Here is a 24,325-nt window from a genome sequence, read left to right as displayed (position 1 = left end):
CACGGTGGTGGCCACACGTCAGGGGGTTGGCCACAGGCCGTCGTGTAGGAGCGGGTTCACCCGCGAAGAGGCCGGCCCTGCTGGCCAATCTCCACCCGCCGTTCACCGTTGCCGCCGCCACCGTATTCGCGGGTAAACCCGCTCCTACCACACTGATCGGTGGTGGCCACACATCAGGGGTTGGCCACAGGCCGTCGTGTAGGAGCGGATTCACCCGCGAAGAGGCCGGCCCTGCTGGCCAATCTCCACCCGCCGTTCACCGTTGCCGCCGCCACCGTATTCGCGGGTAAACCCGCTCCTACCACGGTGGTGGCCACACGTCAGGGGTTGGCCACAGGCCGTCGTGTAGGAGCGGGTTCACCCGCGAAGAGGCCGGGCCTGCTGGCCAATCTCCACCCGCCGTTCACCGTTGCCGGCGCTACCGTATTCGCGGGTAAACCCGCTCCTACCACACTGATCGGTGATGGCCACACATCAGGGGTTGGCCACAGGCTGTCGTGTAGGAGCGGGTTCACCCGCGAAGAGGCCGGTCCTGCTGGCCAATCTCCACCCGCCGTTCACCGTTGCCGCCGCCACCGTATTCGCGGGTAAACCCGCTCCTACCACACTGATCGGTGGTGGCCACACGTCAGGGGTTGGCCACAGGCCGTCGTGTAGGAGCGGGTTCACCCGCGAAGAGGCCGGCCCTGCTGGCCAATCTCCACCCGCCGTTCACCGTTGCCGCCGCCACCGTATTCGCGGGTAAACCCGCTCCTACCACATTGATCGGTGGTGGCCACACGTCAGGGGTTGGCCACAGGCCGTCGTGTAGGAGCGGGTTCACCCGCGAAGAGGCCGGTCCTGCTGGCCAATCTCCACCCGCCGTTCACCGTTGCCGCCACCACCGTATTCGCGGGTAAACCCGCTCCTACCACACTGATCGGTGGTGGCCACACGTCAGGGGTTGGACACAGGCCGTCGTGTAATCGATGGACTCGCCCCCGCCGAGGCATCACAGTGCCACGGTGGTGTTCGAAGAAGCCAACGGCAGCGAGGGCGAGACCATGAAAAAGCATAGTTCGAAACACGATTCCCTGTCTTCCACTGATGTGGAGCTTTGCACAACCATCTGCGTAGACCTGGCCAAACAGGTCTTCCAATTAGCAGGCGAGGACGCTACTGGTCGGGTGATCTACGAAGATCGCATCAAATCCCGCCAAGCGTTCCACGATTTCCTGCTCAGGCTGCCAACGACCGTGGCCGTCTTGATGGAGTGCGGTCCAGGTGCACAAGCCTGGGCCAGACTGCTGCAGGCCAAAGGTAATCCGGTTCGCATCCTGCCGGCGCAACGTGTCGCCGAACATCGCAGCGGTGCTAAGAACGATCGTAACGACTGCTATGCCATTTTGCGTGCCGGTCGCGATACGAGCATCGCTTCGATACCGATCAAGAGCACCACAGCACTGGCTATTCAAGCGCTGCACCGTATCCGGCGCGGTAACATCAAGCGACATACCGCGCTGGGTAATCAGATCCGTGGTTTGCTACTCGAGCATGGCGTATCCATGCCCCAGGGCGATGCCGCGATCAATAAGCATGTGCCTCAGGCGCTTGAGGATGCTTCCTTGCCTCTACCCGACCTGTTGCGCGAGTTGCTCGATGAGTTGCTGATGGACTGGTTGTCTCTAGGTGAACGCATAGCGGCGCTGAGCCGCCGGCTCGAAGCGACTGCCCAAGAGGATAAAGTCGCTCAGCGACTGATCACCATTCGTGGCGTCGGCCCTATCATTGCCACGGCGATCGTGGCGAAACAGACCGACCCCAGCCGCTTCGCCAGTGGCCGAATGTATTCCGCCTTCTTCGGTATCGTGCCCGATCAGCACAGCAGCGGAAACAAAATCAGATTGGGCAAGATGAGCAAGCGCGGTGACGGCTACATACGCAGCCTGATGATCCAGGGCGCGCATGCTGTCTTGAGTCAGTTAAGGCCTGATTCCGATCAGCCAGATGATCGCCGCCTCTTGCGCTGGCTATCCCGCCTTGGGCGCAAGGAGGCGGCGATCAGGCTGGCTAATCGAAATCTGCGGATTATCTGGGCCCTGTTACAGAGCGATCAGGTTTACCAACGCAAACCGAACGAAAAACCGGAGGCGGCTATGAGCCTCTGACCAACCGGGTAATGCCACCGGGGCGCTAGGCGCTCCAACCCCTGCTAGTGAACATTGACCCTAGGTAAGACCGTCGCAGACCGATGCCTCCGCTCCTACAGGCCTGATAGTGGCCTCCATGTAAACGGCACACTGCGAGCTCACCACGATGTTGGCCAGAAGCAAAAAGCTTCCTCGAACAGGCCTGATACATAGATGCAACCGGGTTCCTATGTTCAAAAAAGCAGCTAGACAGTGTGGGCGAGTCCATACATAGGAGCGGGTTCACCCGCGAAGAGGCCGGGCCTGCTGGCCAATCTCCACCCGCCGTTCACCGTTGCCGCCACCACCGCATTCGCGGGTAAACCCGCTCCTACAAGGCTCGCGTGGCGGCCGGAAGTTCGTTCATCCAACCGCAAATTCAACTGTTCCAGTGCACTGCCGATGAAGTGAGGGCACAATGCCATTATTGATCTGCCGGGTTGGAGATTACCCTTGTTTCGTCTTAACGCTGTTCGCGCAAGCCACTTCCTGCCGTCGCTGTTCTTGTTGCTGGCAGGGCTCGCCGCAGCCTATGTGAGAGACCTCAGCGTCTTTTTCACATCGCTGTTCAATGTCCTGCCTACCTTGGTTCTGCTGCTGGGTGGCACCTACTGCGCGGTTTACCGCCGCCAGCGTGAGCTGTTCCTGATGCTGACGGTGTACATCGCCTACTTCCTGCTCGATACCCAGACCGACTTCTACCGTGACCATGGCCGCGTGCGTGAGGACGCCGCGGTGATCTTCCACCTTGTCTGCCTGTTACTGCCGGCGCTGTTCGGGCTGTATGGCGCCTGGCAGGAGCGTACGCACCTGCTGCAGGACCTGGTCGCCCGCGGTGCGGTGCTGTTTGCCGTGGGCAGTGTGGCGGTGGCCCTCCAGCAAAGCTACCCCGAGGCGTTGCTGACCTGGTTGGCGGAGATCCGCTGGCCGGCTTTGCATGGCCACTGGATGAGCCTGATCCAGATGGTCTACCCGCTGTTCCTGGGTGTGTTCATTCTGCTGGTGGTGCAGTACCTGCGTGCACCCCGGCCGCTGCACGCCGCGCAGTTGATCGGTCTGCTGGGGATTTTCTGGATGCTGCCGCAAACCTTCATCCTGCCGTTTACCTTGAACATCATGTGCAGCCAGGTGATGTTGATGATCGCCGCAGCCGTCGCGCACGAGGCTTATCAGATGGCCTTCCGTGACGAGCTGACTGGCCTGCCGGGGCGCCGTGCGCTGAACGAGCGCATGCAGCGCCTGGGGCGTAACTATGTGATCGCCATGACCGATGTCGACCACTTCAAGAAATTCAACGACACCCACGGCCACGATGTCGGGGACCAGGTGCTGCGGTTGGTCGCCAGCCGCTTGTCCAAGGTCACCGGCGGTGGCCGTGCCTACCGTTATGGCGGGGAGGAGTTCGCCCTGGTGTTCGCCGGCAAGACCGCCGCGGAATGCGTACCGCATGTGGAAGCCGTGCGTGAAGTGATCGCCAATTACGTGATGCACCTGCGCGATCAGCACAACCGCCCGCAGGACGATACCGCCGGGCGCCAGCGCCGGGCTGGCAGCGCCGGCGGCACGGTCTCGGTCACCATCAGTATCGGCGTGGCCGAGCGCCAGGCCGATCATCGCAACCCCGAGGCGGTGCTGAAATCCGCCGACCAGGCGCTGTACAGTGCCAAAGGCGCGGGGCGCAATTGTGTCATGGTGCATGGGCGACAATCGCCGCGTGGGGCAGTGCGTACGGCGTGACCAAATGAGACTATGTAGTCTATTGATGACCCTATGTCTCGCAAAAGTTGTTCGGTTACACTGCCAGTAACCCCAGTGTCGCGGTTCCCCGAGACCGCCCCGACCCGACTAGCGAGAGGTTGTCATGGCTGACTATAAAGCGCCGCTGCGCGACATGCGCTTCGTACTGAATGAAGTCTTCAACGTGGCCGAGCAGTGGACGCAGTTGCCCGGGCTGGCCGAGGTTGTCGATGCCGACACGGCCATGGCCGTGCTGGAAGAAGCCGGCAAGGTCACCGCCAGGACCATTGCGCCTCTCAGCCGCGCCGCCGACGAGGAGGGCTGCCACTGGGACAACGGCGCGGTACGCACCCCAGCCGGTTTCATCGAGGCCTACAACACCTACGCTGAAGGCGGCTGGGTGGGCGTGGGCGGCGACCCGCTGTTCGGTGGTATGGGTATGCCCAAGGCCATCTCGGCCCAGGTCGAGGAAATGGTCAACGCGTCCAGCCTGGCCTTCGGCCTGTACCCGATGCTGACCGCCGGCGCCTGCCTGTCGATCAACGCCCACGCCAGCGAGGCCTTGAAGGAAAAATACCTTCCGAACATGTATGCCGGCGTTTGGGCCGGCTCCATGTGCCTGACCGAGCCGCATGCCGGCACCGACCTGGGCATCATCCGCACCAAGGCCGAGCCCCAGGCTGACGGCAGCTACAAGGTCAGCGGCACCAAGATCTTCATCACCGGTGGTGAACACGACCTGACCGAGAACATCATCCATCTGGTGCTGGCCAAGTTGCCGGATGCACCGGCCGGGCCGAAAGGGATTTCGCTGTTCCTGGTGCCGAAGTTCCTGGTCAATGAAGACGGTAGCCTCGGCGCACGGAACCCGGCCACTTGCGGCTCGATCGAGCACAAAATGGGCATCCAGGCTTCGGCTACCTGTGTGATGAACTTCGACGAAGCTGTCGGCTACATCGTCGGTGAGCCGAACAAAGGCCTGGCGGCCATGTTCACCATGATGAACTACGAGCGCCTGGGCGTCGGCATTCAAGGCCTGGCGTCGGCCGAGCGCTCCTACCAGAACGCCGTGGAGTACGCCCGCGATCGCCTGCAAAGCCGTGCCCCGACCGGCCCACAAGCCAAGGACAAGGCGGCCGACCCGATCATCGTCCACCCGGACGTGCGTCGCATGCTTTTGACCATGAAGGCGCTGATCGAGGGTGGCCGCGCTTTCTCCACCTACGTGGCCATGCAACTGGACAGTGCCAAGTACAGCGAAGACGCCAGCGTGCGCAAACGCAGCGAAGAGCTGGTGGCACTGCTGACGCCGGTGGCCAAGGCCTTCCTCACCGACCTGGGCCTGGAGTGCGCAGTGCATGGCCAGCAGGTATTCGGCGGGCATGGTTACATTCGTGAGTGGGGGCAGGAGCAGTTGGTGCGCGATGTGCGCATTACCCAGATCTACGAGGGTACCAATGGCATCCAGGCCCTCGACCTGATGGGGCGTAAAGTGGTGGCCAGCGGCGGGGCATACTACAAGCTGTTCTCTGACGAGATTCGCCAGTTCATTACCGGTGCAGGCAGCGAACTGGACGAATTCGCCAAGCCACTGGGCGCTTCTCTCGATCAGCTCGACAGCTTGACCGAGTGGGTATTGCAGCAGGCCAAGGGCAACCCGAATGAAATTGGCGCGGCTTCGGTCGAGTACCTGCATGCCTTTGGCTATGTTGCCTATGGCTACATGTGGGCACTGATGGCGCGGGCGGCGCTGGCGGGCGAGGGGGATGCGCCATTCTATTCGGGCAAGCTGGGGACGGCGCGGTTCTACTTTGCGCGGTTGCTGCCACGGGTGGATTCGCTGGTGGCTTCGGTGAAGGCGGGGAGTGAGTCGCTGTACCTGCTGGAAGCCGAGCAGTTCTGATCGATTTTTGGGGCTGCTGCGCAGCCCAATCGCGACGCAAGGCCGCTCCCACAGGTATCGCCTAAGTTGGATAGGTGGAAGCGGCCCCAGCCATCGCATATCTGTGAATGAATCTCCTGTGTAAGCTTTTTCCTACACGACGTGGTGACTTTTCACCACTGTTCTAAGATTGGATCCACGGTTAATCTTTACCACATGGACGTTGCGCAGGAAGCGCAAAGGACAGATCAAGGACGACGACGAAGGACCACCTGCCAGGATGGCGGGGCGATACGGATGTCACAGGGAAACAGTCTGGAAAACCCCGCTTCGGCGGGGTTTTCTTTGCGTGCGTGTTTCAGGCCAGCACATCCAGCGGTGATGCTCCCATCAGGCGAGCGTCCGTCTCTTCCTCCAGCAACGTGCGCAGCAGCTCCACAGAGGCCTGCTGGCGCTGGGCATCGCGAAATACCAGGCCGACCTTCAACGGCACGCGCGGCTCGCTCAACGGCTTCCACAGCAGACCTTGATCATCTTCGGCGGCCTCCTTGGCACGCCCCGGCAGAATGGTCGCCAGCGCTGTGTGCGCGAGGCTATCGAGAATCCCTGCCATATTGTTCATCTCTGCCTGCACCTGCGGCCGTCGGCCCTGACTGGCCAGCTGCGCCTGCCAGATCTGACGGATCTGGAACTCCTCGCCCAGCATCAGCATGGGCAACTCGGCGGCTTGGCGGATGGACACCTTCTTGAAGTCCTTCAGCGGGTGGGTATCGGGTATGACCAGTTGCAGCTCGTCTTCGTACAGCAGCAGGCCATGCAGCCCTGGCTGGCGCGGCGGCAAATAGCTGATGCCGATGTCCAGGTTGCCGTTGAGCAGGCGCCGTTCGATCTCCAACCCCGACAACTCGTAAATCTGCACGACCAGGTGAGGTTGAGCCTTGCGCAGCCGTTCAAGCAGCTGCGGTATCAGGCTTGGGCGCACGGTCTGCAATACACCGATAGCCAGGGTGCGCAGCGACTGGCCCTTGAAGTTGCGCATGGCCTCGTGGGCCCGCTGCAGGCCGTCGAGCAACGGCAGGGCATGGTTGTACAAGGTGTGGGCAGCCAGGGTCGGCAGCAAGCGTTTGTTGCTGCGCTCGAACAGGCTCAGGTCGAGGCTGTGCTCCAACTGGCGGATCTGCTGGGAAAGCGCCGGCTGTGACAGCGACAGGCGTTCGGCGGCACGGCCTACGTGGCCTTCTTCGTACACCGCGACGAAATAACGCAGTTGGCGGAAATCCATAAGCAACACTTATCGAAAATGCTGGAAAAACGAAATGGTCGAAAACCCTGCTGAAGCCTAGTCTATCGCCGTATTCCAAAGGGTTACAGCGATGATTCGGTCGATTGTTACCCCGGATGAAAAACACTTTTGATAGGCAAGGCAAAATATCGAGTGCCGGCACCAAGACCGCACCGTGGCTGCCCTTTACCGTGATTGGTTGGAGCCCTGATGAACCTGTTCAACCTGCGCCGCTCGGCTCCTGCCGCCGTCGCCGAGCCCAAGCGTGCGCCGGTGATCGTGCCGCACGCGTCTGAGCTGTCGCCTGAGCGCCTGATGCCCGGCGCCGAACGTGCAGCGCAGGTATTCGTGCGTGGCCAGGGCTCGTGGTTGTGGGACAACGAAGGGCATGCCTACCTGGACTTCACTCAGGGCGGTGCGGTCAACAGCTTGGGCCACAGCCCCAGCGTGCTGGTCAAAGCGTTGGGCAACCAGGCTCAGGCCTTGATCAACCCGGGCTCGGGCTTCCACAACCGTGGCCTGCTGGGACTGGTCAACCGGCTGTGTCAGAGTACCGGCAGTGACCAGGCCTACCTGCTCAACAGCGGTGCCGAGGCCTGTGAAGGGGCGATCAAGCTGGCGCGCAAGTGGGGCCAGCTGCACCGCAATGGCGCCTATCACATCATTACTGCCAGCCAAGCCTGCCATGGCCGGAGCCTGGGCGCGCTGTCCGCGTCCGACCCGTTGCCGTGCAATCGCTGCGAACCTGGCCTGCCGGGTTTCAGCAAGGTGCCGTTCAATGACCTGGCGGCGCTGCACGCCGAGGTGGATTCACGCACCGTGGCAATCATGCTCGAGCCGATACAGGGCGAGGCGGGCGTTATTCCCGCTACTCAGGAATACCTCAAGGGCGTGGAAACGCTCTGCCGCGAACTGGGCATCCTGCTGATCCTTGATGAGGTGCAGACCGGTATTGGTCGCTGTGGTGCGCTGCTGGCCGAGGAGCTCTATGGCGTGCGTGCCGACATCATCACCTTGGGCAAGGGCCTGGGGGGCGGCGTGCCGCTGGCCGCCTTGTTGGCGAGGGGCAAGGCATGCTGCGCCGAGCCTGGTGAGCTGGAAGGCAGCCATCACGGCAACGCGCTGATGTGCGCCGCCGGCCTGGCGGTGCTGGACAGCGTGCTGGAACCTGGCTTTCTGGCCCAGGTCCAGGACAACGGTCGTCACCTGCGTGAAGGCCTGAGCCGCCTGACCGGGCGCTATGGTCAGGGTGAAGTGCGCGGTCACGGGCTGTTATGGGCCCTGCAACTGAAAGAAAACCTGGCCCGCGAACTGGTGGCCGCGGCCCTGCACGAAGGCCTGCTGCTCAACGCGCCGCAAGTGGATGTAGTGCGCTTTTCACCGGCGCTGACTGTGAGCAAAGGCAACATCGACGAAATGCTGCTGCGCCTGGCGCGCGCTTTCGCCCGCCTGCATGCCCAGCAGCAGGCCCGTCGCGAAATGCCGGCGTAGCGGCCTGGCAAAGAATTCAACGAACCGTCTGGCGTTCCTGCGCATCGCCCCTGGCCTGTTTCATTCGGCCCGGGGCGTTTTTTTTTGCCTGTGGAACCTCTACGGCCGGGAGCTAGTCTTTGATGTAACCCTTCAGGAGAGACTCGCATGGACTTTATTCGCATCATCATCGCCATTCTTCTGCCACCGCTGGGCGTGTTTCTGCAGGTGGGGTTTGGCGGGGCGTTCTGGCTGAATATTCTGCTGACCTTGCTGGGATACATTCCGGGGATCGTGCATGCGGTGTATATCATCGCCAAACGTTGATACAGGCAGAGATTGGCCCCTGCAGGAGCAGCGCAAGGTCGCTCCTGCTCGGGGCGCCTGGAACTACTGCGCCAACACCCGGCAATAGAACTTCCACTCTTCTTCCAAGGCATGCGCCAGGTTCTCGGCCTTGCGGAACCCGTGCCGTTCCTGCGCATAAAAATGCCCTTCAGCGTCGATCCCGTTGGCCTGTAGCGCCGTCAACATGGCGCGTGTCTGCTCCGGCACCACCACCGCATCCAGCTCACCCTGGAAGAAAATCACCGGCACCTTGATGCGCTGCGCATGCAGCAGCGGCGTGCGCTGGCGATAGCGTTCAGCGTCGCGCTGCGGGTCGCCGATCAGCCAGTCCAGGTAATCCCCTTCGAACTTGTGCGTGGCACGGCCCAGGGCTAGCGGGTCGCTGACCCCATAGAGGCTGGCGCCAGCGCGGAACACGTCATGGAACGCCAAGGCGCACAAGGTGGTGTAGCCACCGGCGCTACCACCGCGGATAAACGCCTTGTGCTTATCGACCAGGCCTTGAGCAGCCAGGTATTCGACCGCCGCGCAGGCATCGGCCACGTCACTTTCGCCCCAGCGCAGGTGCAGTGCCTGGCGGTATTCCCGACCATAGCCGGTGCTGCCCCGGTAGTTGAGGTCGGCCACGGCAAAGCCACGCTGGGTCCAGTACTGGATGCGCGGGTCGAGCACGGGATAGCAGGCTGAGGTTGGCCCGCCGTGGATGAACACCACCAGCGGTGCGGCGCCTTGCGGCTGCGCTGGCGGGTAGAAGAAACCATGGGCCTGCTCGCCGCCACTGCCGTAGTGGATCGGCTGCGGTAGGCTGATTTGCCCTGCTGGCAGTATTTCGGCGCCACCGGCCAGTACGCGTACTTCATGGTTGCCGCGGTCAATGGCAATGACTGCCGGTGGGCTGATGGGCGACGCGGCAATGGCATACAGGTGTTCGCTGTCCATGGCCAGGCTGCGAAAGCGTGTGTAGGCACTGGCGAAACGCTCCATACGGCCATCTTCACCACGCAGCCCCAATTGCCCGAAGCCGTCTTCGAACCAGTTGGCCAGGTAGCTTTGCGGGCCCAGTGCCAGCCAGGTACAGGTGCCCAATTGCCAAGGCGCAGCAGCATGGTCTGCCGGTGCGGCAGGTAACGCCTGCCATTGGCCATCGACCTCACCCCAGGGTTGCCAGAAGCCATTGCGGTCGGACAGGCAGTAGAGCCGACCTTCGGCATCGAAGCGTGGTTGTTGCAGCGATTCTTCGGCGGCGGCTACACATTGCGCCGGTCCCCAGTGGCCGCTGGCATCGCGCACGCGGCACATCAACCGGGTGACGGTCCAGGGCTGGGCCGGGCGGTCCCATTCGATCCACGCCAGGCGCTGGCCATCGGCACTGACGGCAGGCGAGGCGTAGAAGTCCGCGCCCTCGGCGAGCACCTCGCGGCTGCTGTCACCCAAAGCGACCAGGCGGTGCTCTACCTGCTCGGCATGGCGCTCTTCGACGGCCAGCACGTGGCCGTCGTGCCACTGCACATCGCCATAGCGGCAGCGGGCATCTTGGGTCAGTGCACGTGGTAACAGATCGTCCAGCGGCTGGGTGTAGACCTGCTGATCCTTTTCGTTGACGAACACCAGCCCGTCGCCACCCAGGCAGAAGCTGCCGCCGCCGTACTCATAGACCCGGCTGCGTACGCTGAAGCCGTCCGGGGTCAGGCAGCGGGCCTGGTAGTGCAGCCAGTGCCAGATACGGCACGCTCCATCGGCCGGGCGGAATTCGTTCCAGAACAGCCCGTCGGCACTGACCTTGAGTTCGGCGAAGTCGGTGCCGGCGGCAACCGCCTGGGCCGCGCTGAATTCAGCCGCGGGCGATGACACGGGAGTTTCGATCATTGCGGAAGGTCATCTGTTCGATCGCGAGCTGGGCGGTTTCTGCCTCCTCGCGGGCCTTGAGGATGATGCCGTGCTCGGTCGACTTGGCGCACACCGGGTCGGCGTTGCTGGCATCGCCGGTCAGCATGAAGGCCTGGCAGCGACAGCCGCCGAAGTCCTTTTCTTTCTCGTCGCAGGAGCGGCACGGTTCGCGCATCCACTCATAGCCACGGAAGCGGTTGAAACCGAACGATTCATACCAGATATGGTGCAAGTCGTGGTCGCGTACATTCGGAAACTGCACCGGCAGCTGGCGGGCGCCGTGGCAGGGCAATGCGGTACCGTCCGGGGTGATGGTGAGGAACAGGTTGCCCCAGCCGTTCATGCAGGCCTTGGGGCGCTCTTCGTAGTAGTCAGGGGTAACGAAAATAAGCTTGCACGGGTTACCCTCGGCCTTGAGCTTGTCCCGGTATTCGTTGGTGATACGTTCGGCCCGCTCGAGCTGCGCGCGGGTTGGCAGCAGCCCCAGGCGGTTGAGGTGCGCCCAGCCATAGAACTGGCAAGTGGCGAGCTCGACAAAGTCGGCCTCCAGGGCAATGCACAACTCGATGATGCGGTCGATCTTGTCGATGTTGTGCCGATGGGTGACGAAGTTGAGCACCATCGGGTAGCCATGGGCTTTCACCGCGCGGGCCATTTCCAGCTTCTGTGCAAAAGCCTTTTTCGAGCCGGCCAGCAGGTTGTTCACCTGCTCGTCGCTGGCCTGGAAGCTGATCTGGATATGGTCCAGGCCGGCCTTTTTGAAGTCGGCGATACGCGCCTCGGTCAGGCCAATGCCCGAGGTGATCAGGTTGGTGTAGTAACCCAGGCGGCGGGCCTCTGCGATCAGTTGAGCAAGGTCCTGGCGTACCAGCGGTTCACCGCCGGAAAAGCCGATTTGTGCGGCACCCATTTCCCGCGCTTCAGCCATGACCTTGAACCACTGTTCGGTGCTCAGCTCCTGGCCCTGGGCGGCGAAGTCCAGCGGGTTGGAGCAGTAAGGGCACTGCAGCGGGCAGCGGTAGGTGAGCTCGGCCAGCAGCCACAGCGGCAGGCCGACCTCGGGCGTGGGCGGCAACTCAGGCGAGGACGATCCAGTGTTCGGCACGGGCCACCTCCATGAACTGCTCGATGTCGTCCGCCACTTCCGGGACACCGGGGAATTGCTGTTCGAGTTCGCTGATGATCGCTGCCACGTCACGCTGGCCGTCGATCAGGCCACCGATCAGGCTCGCGCTGTCGTTGAGCTTGATCATGCCTTCGGGGTACAGCAACACATGGCCCTTTTGCGCCGGCTCGTACTGGAAGCGGTAGCCGGGGCGCCAGTTGGGTACCTTGTTACGGTCGAAACTCATAGGGTGATTCCCTTGTGCCACACCCGTTCCTGGGTGACGGAGTGATAGGGCGGGCGGTTCAGTTCGTAGGCCATGCTCATGGCATCGAGCATACTCCAGAGGATATCCAGCTTGAACTGCAGTATCTCCAGCATACGCTCCTGGCCCGCACGGGTGGTGTAGTGCTGCAGGGTAATCGCCAGGCCGTGTTCCACATCGCGTCGCGCCTGGCCCAGGCGGGTACGGAAATACTCATAGCCGGCGGGGTCGATCCACGGGTAGTGCTGCGGCCAGCTGTCCAGGCGTGACTGGTGGATTTGCGGGGCGAACAGCTCGGTCAGCGAGCTGCTGGCGGCTTCCTGCCAGCTGGCCCGGCGGGCGAAGTTGACGTAGGCGTCCACGGCAAAGCGCACGCCAGGCAATACCAGTTCTTGCGAGCGCAATTGGTCCGGGTCCAGCCCGACAGCCTGGCCCAGGCGCAGCCAGGCTTCGATGCCGCCATCCTCGCCGGGCGCACCATCGTGGTCGAGCAGGCGCTGGATCCACTCGCGGCGCACTTCGCGGTCCGGGCAGTTGGCCAGGATCGCGGCATCCTTCATCGGGATGTTGACCTGGTAATAGAAGCGGTTGGCCACCCAGCCCTGGATCTGCTCGCGGGTGGCGCGCCCCTGGTACATCGCCACGTGGTACGGGTGATGGATGTGGTAATAGGCGCCCTTGGCGCGCAGGGCCTGCTCGAATTCGGCAGGGGACATTGGCAGTGCGTCGCTCATTCGGCTGGCTCCTGTAGAACGATTATCTGGCCTGGCACATCCCTCTCCCTTGTGGGAGCGGGCGTGCCCGCGAACACCGGCGAAGCCGGTGCCATCGACCGTGTTGGCTTTTTTCGCGGGCATGCCCGCTCCCACAGGGTCTGGTGTCGCCTCACAGACTGTTTTACAACTCGATGCTCATGCCATCGAAGGCAACTTCGACGCCCCGGCGCAGGACTTCGGCGCGCTCGGGTGAGTTTTCATCGAGAATCGGGTTGGTGTTGTTGATGTGGATAAGCACTTTGCGCTGGCGCGGGAAACCGTCCAGCACTTCCAGCATACCGCCCGGGCCGTTCTGGGCCAGGTGACCCATCTCGCGGCCGGTGCGGGTGCCCACGCCACGGCGCTGCATTTCGTCGTCTTCCCACAGGGTGCCGTCGACCAGCAGGCAGTCGGCACCGTGCATCATCGCCAGCAGCTTTTCGTCTACCTGGCCCAGGCCCGGGGCGTAGAACAGCTTGCCGCCGGTGCGGGTGTCTTCGACCATCAAACCAAGGTTATCGCCCGGGTGCGGGTCGAAGCGGTGTGGCGAATAAGGCGGCGCGGCGCTGCGCAGGGGGAAGGGGGTGAACTTGAGGTTGGGGCAGGCGTCGATCACGAAGCTGCCTTCCAGCTCGATACGGTTCCACTGCAGGCCACCGTTCCAGTGGCTGAGCATGTTGAACAGCGGGAAACCGGTGGTCAGGTCCTGGTGGACCATGTCCGTGCACCACACCTGATGCGGGCAGCCTTCGCGCAGGCTGAGTAGGCCGGTGGTGTGGTCGATCTGGCTGTCCAGCAGGACGATGGCGTTGATACCGGTGTCGCGCAGTGCCCGGGCCGGCTGCATCGGCGCAAAGGCCTGCAGTTGGGCGCGGATGTCGGGCGAGGCATTGCACAATATCCAGTGCACACCGTCGTCGGACAGGGCGATGGATGACTGGGTGCGCGCCGTGGCTTTCAGGGTGCCATCGCGGTAGCCCTTGCAGTTGACGCAGTTGCAGTTCCACTGCGGGAACCCGCCACCGGCGGCGGAGCCGAGAACCTGGATGTACATGGCCACTCTCTATGCAGAAACCGGATCGAAAAAACGAAAACGCCCCGGCAGGCCGAGGCGTGAAACCCTAAGCCTGGCTTAGCGGTTAGCGAAGTACATGGTGACTTCGAAGCCGATACGCAGGTCAGTGTATGCAGGTTTGGTCCACATGGAATTACTCCTTCCGAATGAGGGTTGGGTTGTTCAGCTACTACTTGGGTACCGCCATGCGTTGGCAGTTCCGTGAAAACGGGATTGCGCTATCTTACAAGAAAAATTTGAACCGGAAGGTTAATTATTCGAGAAGCGCCGTTGCAGTTGGCGTAATAATCATTGATTTTCGCCCTGCCAGGAAGTGTCTGGCGCGGCAGCGTTGGCCAAACATAGCCAAGCGGAACCTGGGTTGAGCAGGTCGCTCAGCAGGTGGTCCAGATCCGTCTGCCGCGTAGTCAGGATAGACCTGCGCAGCACATCCAGCCGATCGGCTTGTGTGGCCAAGTGTGTCTGCCACGCCCATTCGGCGACATCGGCATTGGCCATGGCGGGCTCGTCGAATTGCCCAGCCAATGCCTGGCGAGCGGCCGGGTCAAGGGTGACGCCATGGCGCAGCAGGCTGAGCAGGTGGTCGAGCACCTGTGCCTGAGCGGTGTGGGGGGATTGCACGCCGAACAGCAGCCCACCGACCCCCTCGACCTGACGAAAGGCGCTGAACACCGCGTAGCCGAGTTGCAAGTCTACCCGCAGGCGCTGGTAAACCAGCCCTTGCAGCAATTGGGCTAACAGGCGGCCTGCGGCTTCTTTGGCTGCAGGCAACGGGCAGAACAGCAGCAGTGCATGTTCGCTGCCTGGCACTTGGGCATGCTGCCAGCGGTGGTTTGACCAGGTTGGCAGGGGGCCAGGTCGCGAGCCATGCCCAGGGCACTGCTGCAGCGCATTGCCCAAGGCCTTTAGCGCGGTATCCTCGAAGCCTGCGGCCATGCCATGCCACTCGGTGTGCAGCCACAGGCTGTCGAGTTGCTGCTGGGTAAGCGTGCAGGCAGGCACCGCTGCGGGCAGGCTACCCCGTACCGCGTCTGGCAGTTGCTTGAGCAGGGCCCTGATGGGGATCAGGGCCGGGGGCAGCGCCGTGCAGGGCAGCCAGCAACTGGCAGGTGGCTTGAGCATCAAGGCCAAGGCTTGTTCCACTGCCCGCAGCACTGCTGCTGGCAGGCCGGCGCAGTGCAACTGCCAGTATTCTCCGGCGCTGCTGTACTGCAGTTGCACGGAGGCGCGGTTACAGCGTTCCTGCAGCGGTGCCAGGGCCAGTTCCAGCACACGCTGTAGCTGCTGGCGCAACGGCGAAGGTACATGCCAGCGCAGGTACAGCGCAGCGTATTGGCGCGCGGGCGGGAGCTGGTCACTGATCTTCAGTGCTGCCGGCAGCGGCTGCGCCTTGGCATGGGGCAGGTCAGCCATAAGCAATGGGTCGACTGGCAAAAGCTGCCAATCGCCATGGTCGCCACCTGGCAGGCTTTCCAGCAAGGCGCCAAGCGCCTGCAACCCTTGGGTATCCAGCTTGGCGAACGGCTGGCCAGTGCTGTCCCGGCGGGCCAGCTCGAGCGCGCTGGCACTGTGCGCTCGGCTGTGCTGCAGTAAGCCGAATTGATGGTTCAACTGTTCGCGGTCGGCCTGACGGATGAACCTGAACCAACCTTGCAGCAGGGCGCTGGCTTCGTCCGGGCAAGCGTCGGCACTGAGCTTCAGGTCAAGGTGCCACAGCAGCTGACCGGCGAACGCATACAGCCTTTCGGCTGTGAAACGTTGTAGCCAGCCACGCTCGCGCAGCGCGCCCAGCCAGGTACCTGGGCGGCTGTCCTCCAGGTAAGCGATCAGCAGTTCCAGGGCGTGCTCGGCGCCGCTGGGGAGGCCTTGGTGAGTGAAGGTCAGGGAGCTAGCGATTGCTGGCAGTGGCGGCGGCGGCATTTGCGGCACGCGCTCACCTGCGGCGAACAGTTCGGCATGCTGCCGGGCAAGGTGTTCAAGTTCATCCAGCGGCTGCGGACCGCAAAGGCTCAGGCAGATCTGGCCGCCTTGGTAGAAGCGTTGATGAAAGCCCGCAAGCGCTTGCTGGAAAGCCGCGTCGTGCAAGGCCAGGGTGTATCGATTGCCAGCATGAAAAGCGCCCAGTGGATGCTTGGCCGACACTGACTGCAGCAAGGCGAACTGCTGTTGGGCCGTTGGATTGCGCGACCAGGCGATGAATTCGGCATGGATCACTTCGCGTTCACGGCGTTGGCGTTCGATGCCCAGATCCGGTTCTGCCAGCATTTGGCACAGGCGCTCGAGACCGCCACCGAGCGCGTTGGGTGGCACCTCGAAGAAAAAGTCGGTGGCGCGTTCGCGCGTGCTGGCGTTGACCTGGCCGCCCAGGGCTTGCACGTAGCGCATCAGGCCGTCTTCCAGCGGGAAGCCCGGGGTACCGAGGAAGAACAGGTGTTCGAGGAAGTGCGCCAGACCGGGCCATTTGGCAGGCGCGTCGTGGCTGCCCGCGTGCACCCGCAGTGCGGCGGCCGAGCGCTTGAGGCGAGGGGCGTGGCGCAGGGTCAGTTGCAAGCCGTTGGCGAGGGTGAGTTGGCGGATGGCGTCAGGCATGGGGGCTCCGGTGGCTGCTCTCCATGCTAACCGATTTGTTTGCAGGCCCGGCCTTTTCGCGGGTATGGCGCCGGTATGAAAGGCAGCGCAGATCCCGTGGGAGCGGGCGTGCCCGCGAATGGGCCGCATAGCGGCCCCTGTCAGCCTTTACGCAGGTGCAGCTCCTGGCGCAAATCGGTCAGGTAGGGAAACGCCCTGCGCCCCTGTACCACCCGCTCATGTTCGAGCTCTGCCAACAACTGGCACTCATCCCGCCCGGCCATGGCCAGCAAGCTGCCATCCGGGCCGATGATGCTGCTCTGCCCGCAATACTCGATCTCGTCTTCCGCGCCGCAGTAGTTGGCATATACCAGGTAGCACTGGTTTTCCTGCGCCCGTGCCCTCACGGTCACCTGGCAGGTAAAGTCGTACGGCGTCATGTTCGCCGTCGGCACCAGGATCAGCTCGGCGCCGTCCAGCGCCAGGCGTCGGGCGTTCTCCGGGAACTCGATGTCGTAGCAGATCAGCAGGCCAACCTTCCAGCCTTCCAGTTCCACCACCGGGAAGTGGTCCGCACCAGGGCTGAACATCGAGCGGTCCAGTTCACCGAACAGGTGGGTCTTGCGGTAATTGCTCAGGCTGCGGCCATGCGCATCGATCAGCTGCACGCTGTTGTAGATCGCCCCGTCATCGCCGCGCTCCGGGTAGCCATAGACAATGGCGATGCGGTGCGCCTGGGCGATCTCCACCACGGTCATGGCTGCCGGGCCATCGGCGGCCTCGGCCAGGCGCTCGACCTGGGCCAGGCCGATGTTGTAGCCGGTCAGGAACATCTCCGGGCACACCAGCAACTGTGCGCCGCGTTCGGCTGCCAACTGCGCCTGGTGGCGCAGCCGTTGCAGGTTGCCGGGCACATCCAGTGGCTTGGGTGCGCCCTGGTACAGAGCGATGCGCATGGTGCCTCCTTGTCTCAATCCGCCAGGGCGATCGGCCCGATTTCGTTGAACACATCGCCCGGGCCGGGGTTTTCGGGGTGGGTGTGGCCACCAAAGTGGTTCATGATACCCCACACCGCGTTCAGCGACGTCTGCACCGCGCCCTCAACCCAGGCGGGGGTCCAAGACACGTCGTCACCGGCAATGAAGATACCGCGCTGCTCCGCCGGCATGTCCTGCTGCATGAAGTGCGCGTACATGCGCTGGTTGTAGCGGTAATGGCCCGGAAGCGCACCTTTGAAGGCGCCGAGGAAGTACGGGTCGGCCTCCCAGGAAACCGTGATCGGGTCGCCGATGATGTGCCCGGCGATATCGGTCTTCGGGTAGATCTTCTTCAGCGCATCCAAGGCCAGTTGTACGCGCTTCTCCACCGGGTGCGGCAGCATCTTCAGCGCGTCGCTCATCCACGAGTACGACAGGCAGATCACCCCGGGCTTGTCGTTGCCGTTGTCGAACAGGTAAGTGCCGCGGGTGAGGCGGTCGGTGAGGGTCATGCTCAGCAGGTCACGGCCGGTTTCCGGGTCCTTGTCTTTCCAGAACGGGCGGTCGACCATGACGAAGGTTTTCGACGACTGCATGTAGCGGGTACGGTCCAGGGCCATCCACATCTTTTGCGAGAACAGCGATTCCTCGCAGTCGATCTGGGTGGTCAGCAACCAGGTTTGGCAGGTGGCGAGTACTGCGCTGTAGTGGCGGGTATCGCCCCAGTTGTCGGTGACCGCCAGGCGGCCATCGGCGGCGCGGGCAATGCGCTTGACCCCGGTACGCGGTGCGCCGCCATGCAGTGTGCTGAGGCTGGTGCCCTCTGGCCAATGCACGCAGCGTTCCGGTACGTGGCGCCAGATGCCCTGTGGCACTTGTTCCACGCCCCCGACCACCAAGTGCTGGTGGTCGTCGCAGTTGGTCATCACCACGCGGAAGATTTCCAGCATCGAGTTGGGGAAGTCCGAGTCCCAACCGCCGGTGCCGAAACCGACCTGGCCGAACACTTCCCGGTGCTGGAAGCTCAGCTTGGCAAAAGAGCGCGAGGTGGCGACGAAGTCGTAGAAGGTGCGGTCGTCCCACAGCGGCACCAGCTTGTTCCAAAGTTCCTTCAGGCGCGGTACATCACGGTCGCGGATGGCCTGCTGGATATCGGCGAACTGCGCACCACTCTCCAGCGCATCGGCCCAGGCGTCGGCTACCTCATGAAACAGTTGCGGCAGGTCGGTGGGCTTCTCGGCGTAGTAGGTCTGGCCTTCCAGGTCGATCACCGTGCTGCCCGAAGCTGGGGTCAGCGGGTTGGGGAAGGGCTTGGTTTCCAGGCCCAGCTTGTCGACGTAGTGGTAGAAGGCGGTGGACGACACCGGGAAGCGCATGCCACCCAGCTCGGCAACGATCCCGTCAGTGCCATTGAAGGCTTGCGAGCGCAGCCGGCCGCCCAGCTTGGAAGCCTCGTACACCACCGGCTTGAGGCCCAGCTTCATCAGCTCGTAGGCCGCTACCAGGCCGGCGATACCGGCACCGACAATGGCCACCTCTTCCCCATGGCGCTCAGCCGGAATGCTGCCCAGGCCTGCCGGGTGTTCCAGCCAGTCGTCGAAAGCAAAAGGGAAGTCCGGGCCGAAAATGGTGATCGGCTTCTTGCCGTCGGCGGGGTGGCGGTTCTTCTTGTTCATGAAATGACCTTGCCAGAGAGGCTGCGCGAGGAGCGGAGCCTGAGTATAGGAGATGCCTGGCTGTCATTTTAGGGAGTGGGGTGTTCGTTATTAAGGTGCAGAGTGTTGTCTGAATGTAGTTAGTTTCGTCGTAATGATTAAGCTCATGTTCATTAAGACGAGGCAGGCGGTCGAGGTAGTTCAGAAACCGCCCTGGCCCTTTGTAGGGGCAGGTTCACCCGCGAATGCGTCGGTAGATTCTCTGTCCTATTCGCGGGTAAACCCGCTCCTACAACCGGCACCTGCCGTGAAATCTAGAACTGACCCACGCCCGCTAACCTCACCCGAGCGCCAGTCCGTTCAAAGCGGCTGTCCACGGTCCACCTTGCTGCTGAGAATGATCGACGTGGTGGTTTTCTCCACCCCGTCGACACTGCCAAACTGGTCGAGCAACTGATCCAGCTGCTCGGGCGAGTCCGTACGCAGCCAGGCCACATAGTCGAATTCGCCGCTTACCGCACACAGCTGCTGCACCTGGCCCATGGCACTCAGGCGCCGCACCACGTCCTTGCCGGAACGCGGCTGCACCTTGATCCCGACATACGCCTGCAACCCGCCGCCTATCAAACTCTGGCCCAGGCGTACGCCATAGCCGGAGATAACCTTGTTTTTCTCCAGCCGCTCCAGGCGCGAATTGACGGTGGTGCGGGCGATGCCCAACTGGCGGGCGAGGGTGGCGACGCTTTCGCGGGCGTTGATCTGCAGCAGGGCGATCAGCTGGCGATCGATTTCATCCAGCGTGATGGAGCGGGAATCCGACATGGCGAGTCTCTACGGTTGGCCCGCTAGCCTAGCCAGCCTGTGCCAATCAGGGCAAGGCCAGGTACAGTCGATCACCGTTGACGGCGTCGGCTTGGCACTTTTGGTGAGAACGGCCGTGCATGTCCGAAGGCTGCGTCTTCGGCACTAATTCGGCATGATGAAGTGCTAGTCCAACGGGAACCTCAGCGTGAACCTCGACCATCTGCTCGAATGCTGGCGACTGGAAGTCTCCAACAAGAAAAAGCCCGGACGCCCTATCAGCCTGCTGTTCAACGTACTGCGCCGCGCACGCAAGGACAACAAACTGCGTTTCCTCTTCGCCTATCGCCTGGCCCAGTACCTCGACGCCCGCGGCGGCCTTGCCCGGCGTCACGCCCGGCGCATGCAACAGCGGCTCAACCTCAAGTATGGGGTGGACATCGACATCGGCGCCCAGATTGCCCCCGGCCTGCGCATCGCGCACCTGCCGGGGGTGGTCATTACCCGGTATGTAAGCATCGGGCGCAACTTCTTCATCCGGCAGAACTGCTCGATTGGCATCAAGACCCTGGGGTTGCAGGAGTACGCACTGCGCATTGGTGACAACGTGAGCATGGGCGCCAACAGTTGCATCGTTGCTGATCGCATCGACATTGGCGATGACGTGGTGATTGGCGCGATGTCGTTGGTTACGCGGGATATTCCGTCTGGCATGACCTTCTACAACCCACGGCAGGTCGAGATGCGTCCGGGAGGGGATTAACCAACAGCGGTACATTTGCGGACGTTGGCAGAGGGGATGGTGGAGCAGGCTGGGAGGGTTCTTATGGGGTTGCCCATGGTTGATGGCCTCGCCCGATGGACTGGATCGTGCAGTGGTGCGGCCTTCTTCGTTTATCCCCAGGCGCCGCGCCAGTGATGAGCGCACCGAACGAATACGCAAAGGCTTGAGGCAGTTGGCTCTGTAGCCAGCTTCCTGGCGTCCGTTGTCACGGGGCAGGCCCAGGTTCATTCATAGGTTTGCTCATCTGTGAGCCGATTAGCGAGCATATTCGGCTCATTTTGTGAGCTGATAATGGTGGCTATTCGGCTCATTGTCCGATCCTCAAGCTAGGATGTTTGGCTTGAAGTATCGATAGGGCACCTTTCCGCGATTATCGGCGTGCTGGGTGATCGGCTTCTTGGTGGGCTGATTTCGCTGAGATACCGTTTCAGCGCTACTTCCAAGGTCATGCGCTCGGCGCCGCTGCGCTGGATGTACGCGCCCCTGCCCATTTATTTCTTGCGGGCATGAAAAAGCCGCGCAATCGCGCGGCTTTGTCGTATCTGGTGGGCCCACACGGACTCGAACCGTTATGTGGTGCACAAATTGTCCGGCTGGATACTGTCCGTCCGGTCTATCTGCTCTCACAAGGCCCATAAACCATGTGCTTCTCAACCATGAGCGAATCCTAGCACAAGATTTTATAAATGCAACACCAGTGTGACATTTATATCTGACAATTTTCGGAAATTACTTCGGCGCTGAGATCAACACCCTGGGGCCCTGCCCCAGACCCCGCTCTGCGCCGCCCGAGGGGCTCGGGAAGCGGTGAGGCAGAGCCTAACCACTTCCAGAGCCAAGGCTGTTCGCTTCGCTCGACGAGGTGTTGTCAATAAAAATAACGGTTTCTACCCGTGCTGCGCACAGGTAGACACTCCGTGATTTTTTTTGACAATTCGGATTCGGTGGAGGGGCTTGTGGTCGCTCAAATCAAACCGAGAAGCCAACGCAGAGGGTATCGCTGCGGTTCGGTCGGGCCACACCCTGCTGCACGAGCTCCTGGGTGCTCAGAATCAAGGCCAGGCGCTTGGATCGTGAGATGCCGGTGTACAGCATGCTGCGCTCTACGAATTCGCTTTGGCTCAGGGAGCAGATGATGGAGGTCTGGTACTCGCTGCCTTGTGCTTTGTGGATGGAGATCGCGTAGGCAAGCTTGACCCCCAGCAGGAACAAGTCCATCCGGGAAAGAGTCACTTCGACTCCATTGAAGGTGAACATGCCTGCGATCTCGCCATCGATGGCTGTCACGCCTGACATCACGCCAGTGGTTCCGTTGAACAGGTTATGCTCGTAACTGTTCTGGGTGACGATGACCGGATCGTTAACACGAAGCCAGTATTTGCCCATCAAGATGCCTGGCGTCTCGTCCGTGTGCTGAAGGACACTCTGCAGATGATTGTTGATCTTGTGGCCAGAGTCCGGCATGCGATCCGACATGTGGGGCGTCAGGATCTGAGCATCAGGGATGACCCGCTTGATTCTAGCCAAATGGGTCATCAGATCCTGGGTGGTCGCGCAGGGAATGAGGAACACGCCATCGCGCTCACCGTTCCAGATCGGCAGAGTGCTAATTTGCCCTGAGCGAATCTGCATGGCGGTCTTCTGTAGGTGGCTATCGCCTACTGTCCTGTGAACCTTGGTCAGGTGAGTTGACGGTATCGCCTTAGACTTGGCCAGCGCGTGAAAGAAGATTCCATACCCTACCGGGGATAGCTGGCCAGTGTCGCCGACCAGGAGAAGTGACAGCTCCTTCTTAGCAAATGCATTGAGTAGCTTGAGCATCAGTGCGATGTCGACCATGCTGGCCTCGTCGATGATCACAAGCGGGTCGCCACCGCTGCTAAGCCCAGACGATTCGCTGCTGATCTTGATCAGGAAGCTGTGAATCGTATAAGTGTCCCGGTCAGTGGCCTCCCTTGCTCGCTCCTTGGCTTTGCCGCTCAGAGCCAGGATATGTACTGGGCGATACTCCGAAGCGATATCGACGATGGCCTTCAATACGGTTGTCTTTCCCGTGCCTCCGAACCCAGTGAGCGTACTGATTCGGTTCGTAAGTGCCATTAGCACAGCGCCCTTTTGCTCCGGCGTGAGCGAGTGGCCAGAGGAGGCCTCAATCTGTGCGCAGTAGTCTTCAATGGCCTTGGCAAGTTCTTGAGCCGAACCATGAAGGAGAGACGTCTGAGCGGACAGCAAGGATACGATACGCTGCTCAAGCTGACTCTCGACAAGCGCAGCACCCAGCGGCTGTATGAAAGTCACTCCGTGAAGTTTTTTGACGCATACGGCACGTCTATCAAGAGCAGAGGTTATTGATAGGTCGACCAGCCCCAGAGACGCGACTTTTTGTCTTAGTTGAGCTTTCAGATCATCAACCGAGCAAGCGGTGTGGCCTTGATCCAGGCGGACATACAGCAGGTATTCGACCATCCCTGCCAACCTGCGGGGGTCATCTGGCTTGATCCCCAGTTTGGATGCCGCAGCTTCTACAGTTCTCCACAGATTCGGATGAACACCATGGAACGCTACCAGGCTGTAAGGGTTGCGCTTGAGGCGCTCCACGGTGTCTGTTTGGCAAACCTTCAGAATACTTTTGGCAAGACTAGGGTCGAATTCATGCTCCATGAGAAACTCAATAGTTGAGATTTCGTTCTGCAGTGTTGCCCAGGCTTCTACCAGTTTCTGCGCCAGATCAGGATTGATCACTTCAGCTAAGTGACTGGCTTTCCCGGCAGTCAGGGTCTGGGCTAGGTTCTCAGCACCGAATTCCCTAACGAGTTTCGCTACTTTGGCCTTACCAAATGCTAGCCCCCGGAATGCTGGATGCTTGATGAGTAGGCGTTCGACGTATGCGGCCACAGGCAGGTTAACGATGTGGCAGCTTTCGACCAGAACAAAATCCCTGAACTGATCGTGACCGACAATCGAACCTTTGACTTGCCAGCACTCGCCTGGTTGGGGGACACGAGTGATTATTTTATAGCTGGCCTTGCAGGTGAAGACCTTATTCTCACCAATGATACGGCCAGAGAAGATGGCACCGCCGATGCTACCAGGCTTCACTGAGCTAACTTGCACAACACTGGACAGGTTGCTCATAGGATGAATGACCGCCCAGAATCAATCATCATCTCCTGCTGGCTACTGACCTCAGCCGCAGTCGAGCGAAGCATGCGTACCTCGGCTGAGAGACGCTCGACCTGTTCTCGTAGAAGTTCGTTTTCCTTCGACTTCTGCTCGAGCATGGATCGCAGCCGGCTGGCTTCTTTGCTCTTTGAGTCAGCCATGTCCACAAGCACAGACTCAGCGTCTTTAGGTGAAGAAAACTCGCTGCCTATGCGACGAATATCCTTGGCGATCACCTGCTCAAGGGTTTCACCCTGTGGGCAAAAGACCTTCTTGGCACTTTCTGAGAACCACTGCCGGCGATTGCCGCACTCGTCAGCAATCTTGCTGAAGTTGACATCTCCAAACTGGTTCACAGGAAACTTTTTGCCGGCCTGCTCGAGCTGCATGACATAGTCTCTGTA

19 protein-coding genes and 2 pseudogenes are annotated in these 24,325 nt (G+C 61.5%); 6 read left to right on the top strand and 15 right to left on the bottom strand.

Features of this window, described 5'->3' with window-relative positions; all coding sequences use genetic code 11:
* Positions 1–1,088 precede the first annotated feature (1,088 nt).
* The 3 genes from C4Q27_RS09685 (at position 1,089) to C4Q27_RS09675 (ending at position 5,808) form a co-directional block, all read left to right on the top strand.
* A complete protein-coding gene (locus C4Q27_RS09685) occupies positions 1,089–2,147 on the top strand; it encodes an IS110-like element ISPpu11 family transposase (RefSeq protein ID WP_098316384.1) in 1,059 nt (352 codons plus the stop codon).
* Positions 2,148–2,621: 474 nt separating this feature from the next.
* Complete coding sequence (locus C4Q27_RS09680) at positions 2,622–3,905, top strand: diguanylate cyclase (protein ID WP_064491642.1); 1,284 nt, start codon at positions 2,622–2,624, stop codon at positions 3,903–3,905.
* 124 nt (positions 3,906–4,029) lie between these two features.
* Entirely contained in the window at positions 4,030–5,808 is a 1,779-nt protein-coding gene (locus tag C4Q27_RS09675) for an acyl-CoA dehydrogenase C-terminal domain-containing protein (RefSeq protein ID WP_104886784.1), read from the top strand.
* Positions 5,809–6,145: 337 nt separating this feature from the next.
* On the opposite strand, the gene C4Q27_RS09670 is transcribed toward C4Q27_RS09675, so the two are convergent.
* Positions 6,146–7,069: a LysR family transcriptional regulator gene (locus C4Q27_RS09670; RefSeq protein WP_010951723.1), complete on the bottom strand. Its 924-nt coding sequence runs from the start codon at positions 7,067–7,069 to the stop codon at positions 6,146–6,148.
* A gap of 210 nt (positions 7,070–7,279) precedes the next feature.
* Here C4Q27_RS09670 and C4Q27_RS09665 point away from each other — a divergent pair, with 210 nt between their 5' ends.
* Together C4Q27_RS09665 and C4Q27_RS09660 are read left to right on the top strand one after the other, a co-directional pair.
* Entirely contained in the window at positions 7,280–8,560 is a 1,281-nt protein-coding gene (locus tag C4Q27_RS09665) for an aspartate aminotransferase family protein (protein ID WP_104886783.1), read from the top strand.
* A 147-nt stretch (positions 8,561–8,707) separates the two neighbouring features.
* Positions 8,708–8,866: a YqaE/Pmp3 family membrane protein gene (locus C4Q27_RS09660; protein ID WP_003177654.1), complete on the top strand. Its 159-nt coding sequence runs from the start codon at positions 8,708–8,710 to the stop codon at positions 8,864–8,866.
* A gap of 63 nt (positions 8,867–8,929) precedes the next feature.
* Here C4Q27_RS09660 and C4Q27_RS09655 read toward each other — a convergent pair whose 3' ends face one another.
* The 10 genes from C4Q27_RS09655 to C4Q27_RS09605 all read right to left on the bottom strand — a co-directional run bounded on the left by C4Q27_RS09655 (position 8,930) and on the right by C4Q27_RS09605 (position 19,996).
* On the bottom strand, positions 8,930–10,753 hold the full coding sequence (locus C4Q27_RS09655; protein ID WP_104886782.1) for a S9 family peptidase: 1,824 nt from the start codon (positions 10,751–10,753) through the stop codon (positions 8,930–8,932).
* Positions 10,719–11,879, bottom strand: coding sequence for a pyrroloquinoline quinone biosynthesis protein PqqE (gene pqqE / locus C4Q27_RS09650; protein WP_014860209.1), 1,161 nt, complete (start codon positions 11,877–11,879; stop codon positions 10,719–10,721). The genes C4Q27_RS09655 and pqqE overlap by 35 nt, the downstream gene beginning before the upstream one ends.
* Positions 11,851–12,126: a pyrroloquinoline quinone biosynthesis peptide chaperone PqqD gene (gene pqqD / locus C4Q27_RS09645; RefSeq protein WP_104886781.1), complete on the bottom strand. Its 276-nt coding sequence runs from the start codon at positions 12,124–12,126 to the stop codon at positions 11,851–11,853. The genes pqqE and pqqD overlap by 29 nt, the downstream gene beginning before the upstream one ends.
* A complete protein-coding gene (pqqC, locus tag C4Q27_RS09640) occupies positions 12,123–12,878 on the bottom strand; it encodes a pyrroloquinoline-quinone synthase PqqC (RefSeq protein ID WP_003255592.1) in 756 nt (251 codons plus the stop codon). The genes pqqD and pqqC overlap by 4 nt, the downstream gene beginning before the upstream one ends.
* 163 nt (positions 12,879–13,041) lie before the next feature.
* Positions 13,042–13,953 carry a pyrroloquinoline quinone biosynthesis protein PqqB gene (pqqB, locus tag C4Q27_RS09630; protein ID WP_010951729.1) on the bottom strand — a complete coding sequence of 304 codons (912 nt, stop codon included), beginning with the start codon at positions 13,951–13,953 and terminating at the stop codon, positions 13,042–13,044.
* 78 nt (positions 13,954–14,031) lie between these two features.
* Complete coding sequence (pqqA, locus tag C4Q27_RS09625; protein WP_003243383.1) at positions 14,032–14,103, bottom strand: pyrroloquinoline quinone precursor peptide PqqA; 72 nt, start codon at positions 14,101–14,103, stop codon at positions 14,032–14,034.
* Positions 14,104–14,262: 159 nt separating this feature from the next.
* On the bottom strand, positions 14,263–16,563 hold the full coding sequence (gene pqqF / locus C4Q27_RS09620; RefSeq protein ID WP_104886780.1) for a pyrroloquinoline quinone biosynthesis protein PqqF: 2,301 nt from the start codon (positions 16,561–16,563) through the stop codon (positions 14,263–14,265).
* Between the two features lie 140 nt (positions 16,564–16,703).
* Complete coding sequence (locus C4Q27_RS09615) at positions 16,704–17,498, bottom strand: carbon-nitrogen hydrolase family protein (protein ID WP_104886779.1); 795 nt, start codon at positions 17,496–17,498, stop codon at positions 16,704–16,706.
* Positions 17,499–17,512: 14 nt separating this feature from the next.
* The gene (locus tag C4Q27_RS09610; protein WP_064491647.1) at positions 17,513–19,195 is read right to left on the bottom strand and encodes an NAD(P)/FAD-dependent oxidoreductase; all 1,683 of its coding nucleotides are present in this window, start codon (positions 19,193–19,195) and stop codon (positions 17,513–17,515) included.
* A gap of 339 nt (positions 19,196–19,534) precedes the next feature.
* Positions 19,535–19,996 (bottom strand): Lrp/AsnC family transcriptional regulator, encoded by a 462-nt coding sequence (locus C4Q27_RS09605; RefSeq protein ID WP_104886778.1) that lies wholly within the window; start codon positions 19,994–19,996, stop codon positions 19,535–19,537.
* Between the two features lie 187 nt (positions 19,997–20,183).
* On the opposite strand from C4Q27_RS09605, the gene C4Q27_RS09600 reads away from it, so the two are divergent.
* Positions 20,184–20,738 carry a serine acetyltransferase gene (locus C4Q27_RS09600; RefSeq protein ID WP_104886777.1) on the top strand — a complete coding sequence of 185 codons (555 nt, stop codon included), beginning with the start codon at positions 20,184–20,186 and terminating at the stop codon, positions 20,736–20,738.
* 101 nt (positions 20,739–20,839) lie between these two features.
* Here the strand turns inward: C4Q27_RS09600 and C4Q27_RS29750 are convergent.
* The 4 genes and pseudogenes from C4Q27_RS29750 to C4Q27_RS09590 form a co-directional block, all read right to left on the bottom strand.
* Positions 20,840–20,918: pseudogene (locus tag C4Q27_RS29750) on the bottom strand (hypothetical protein); the annotation flags it as partial.
* A 213-nt stretch (positions 20,919–21,131) separates the two neighbouring features.
* Positions 21,132–21,250, bottom strand: a pseudogene (locus C4Q27_RS29985) (site-specific integrase); the annotation flags it as partial.
* 478 nt (positions 21,251–21,728) lie between these two features.
* Positions 21,729–23,894, bottom strand: coding sequence for an AAA family ATPase (locus C4Q27_RS09595; RefSeq protein WP_104886776.1), 2,166 nt, complete (start codon positions 23,892–23,894; stop codon positions 21,729–21,731).
* A complete protein-coding gene (locus tag C4Q27_RS09590) occupies positions 23,891–24,310 on the bottom strand; it encodes a hypothetical protein (RefSeq protein ID WP_158666131.1) in 420 nt (139 codons plus the stop codon). Before C4Q27_RS09590 ends, C4Q27_RS09595 begins: the two co-directional genes overlap by 4 nt.
* Positions 24,311–24,325 lie beyond the last annotated feature (15 nt).

This window comes from Pseudomonas sp. SWI36, assembly GCF_002948105.1.
GTDB lineage: Bacteria > Pseudomonadota > Gammaproteobacteria > Pseudomonadales > Pseudomonadaceae > Aquipseudomonas > Aquipseudomonas alloputida.
This window is presented reverse-complemented; position numbering and strand designations above follow the sequence as displayed.

Bases quoted from the DNA above. Each gene is read 5' to 3' on its own strand.
- C4Q27_RS09675 (WP_104886784.1), top strand. From the start codon at position 4,030: ATGGCTGACTATAAAGCGCCGCTGCGCGACATGCGCTTCGTACTGAAT.
- C4Q27_RS09670 (WP_010951723.1), bottom strand. From the start codon at position 7,069: ATGGATTTCCGCCAACTGCGTTATTTCGTCGCGGTGTACGAAGAAGGC.
- C4Q27_RS09665 (WP_104886783.1), top strand. From the start codon at position 7,280: ATGAACCTGTTCAACCTGCGCCGCTCGGCTCCTGCCGCCGTCGCCGAG.
- C4Q27_RS09660 (WP_003177654.1), top strand. From the start codon at position 8,708: ATGGACTTTATTCGCATCATCATCGCCATTCTTCTGCCACCGCTGGGC.
- C4Q27_RS09655 (WP_104886782.1), bottom strand. From the start codon at position 10,753: ATGATCGAAACTCCCGTGTCATCGCCCGCGGCTGAATTCAGCGCGGCC.
- pqqD (WP_104886781.1), bottom strand. From the start codon at position 12,126: ATGAGTTTCGACCGTAACAAGGTACCCAACTGGCGCCCCGGCTACCGC.
- pqqC (WP_003255592.1), bottom strand. From the start codon at position 12,878: ATGAGCGACGCACTGCCAATGTCCCCTGCCGAATTCGAGCAGGCCCTG.
- pqqB (WP_010951729.1), bottom strand. From the start codon at position 13,953: ATGTACATCCAGGTTCTCGGCTCCGCCGCCGGTGGCGGGTTCCCGCAG.
- pqqF (WP_104886780.1), bottom strand. From the start codon at position 16,563: ATGCCTGACGCCATCCGCCAACTCACCCTCGCCAACGGCTTGCAACTG.
- C4Q27_RS09615 (WP_104886779.1), bottom strand. From the start codon at position 17,498: ATGCGCATCGCTCTGTACCAGGGCGCACCCAAGCCACTGGATGTGCCC.
- C4Q27_RS09610 (WP_064491647.1), bottom strand. From the start codon at position 19,195: ATGAACAAGAAGAACCGCCACCCCGCCGACGGCAAGAAGCCGATCACC.
- C4Q27_RS09605 (WP_104886778.1), bottom strand. From the start codon at position 19,996: ATGTCGGATTCCCGCTCCATCACGCTGGATGAAATCGATCGCCAGCTG.
- C4Q27_RS09595 (WP_104886776.1), bottom strand. From the start codon at position 23,894: ATGAGCAACCTGTCCAGTGTTGTGCAAGTTAGCTCAGTGAAGCCTGGT.
- C4Q27_RS09590 (WP_158666131.1), bottom strand. From the start codon at position 24,310: ATGCAGCTCGAGCAGGCCGGCAAAAAGTTTCCTGTGAACCAGTTTGGA.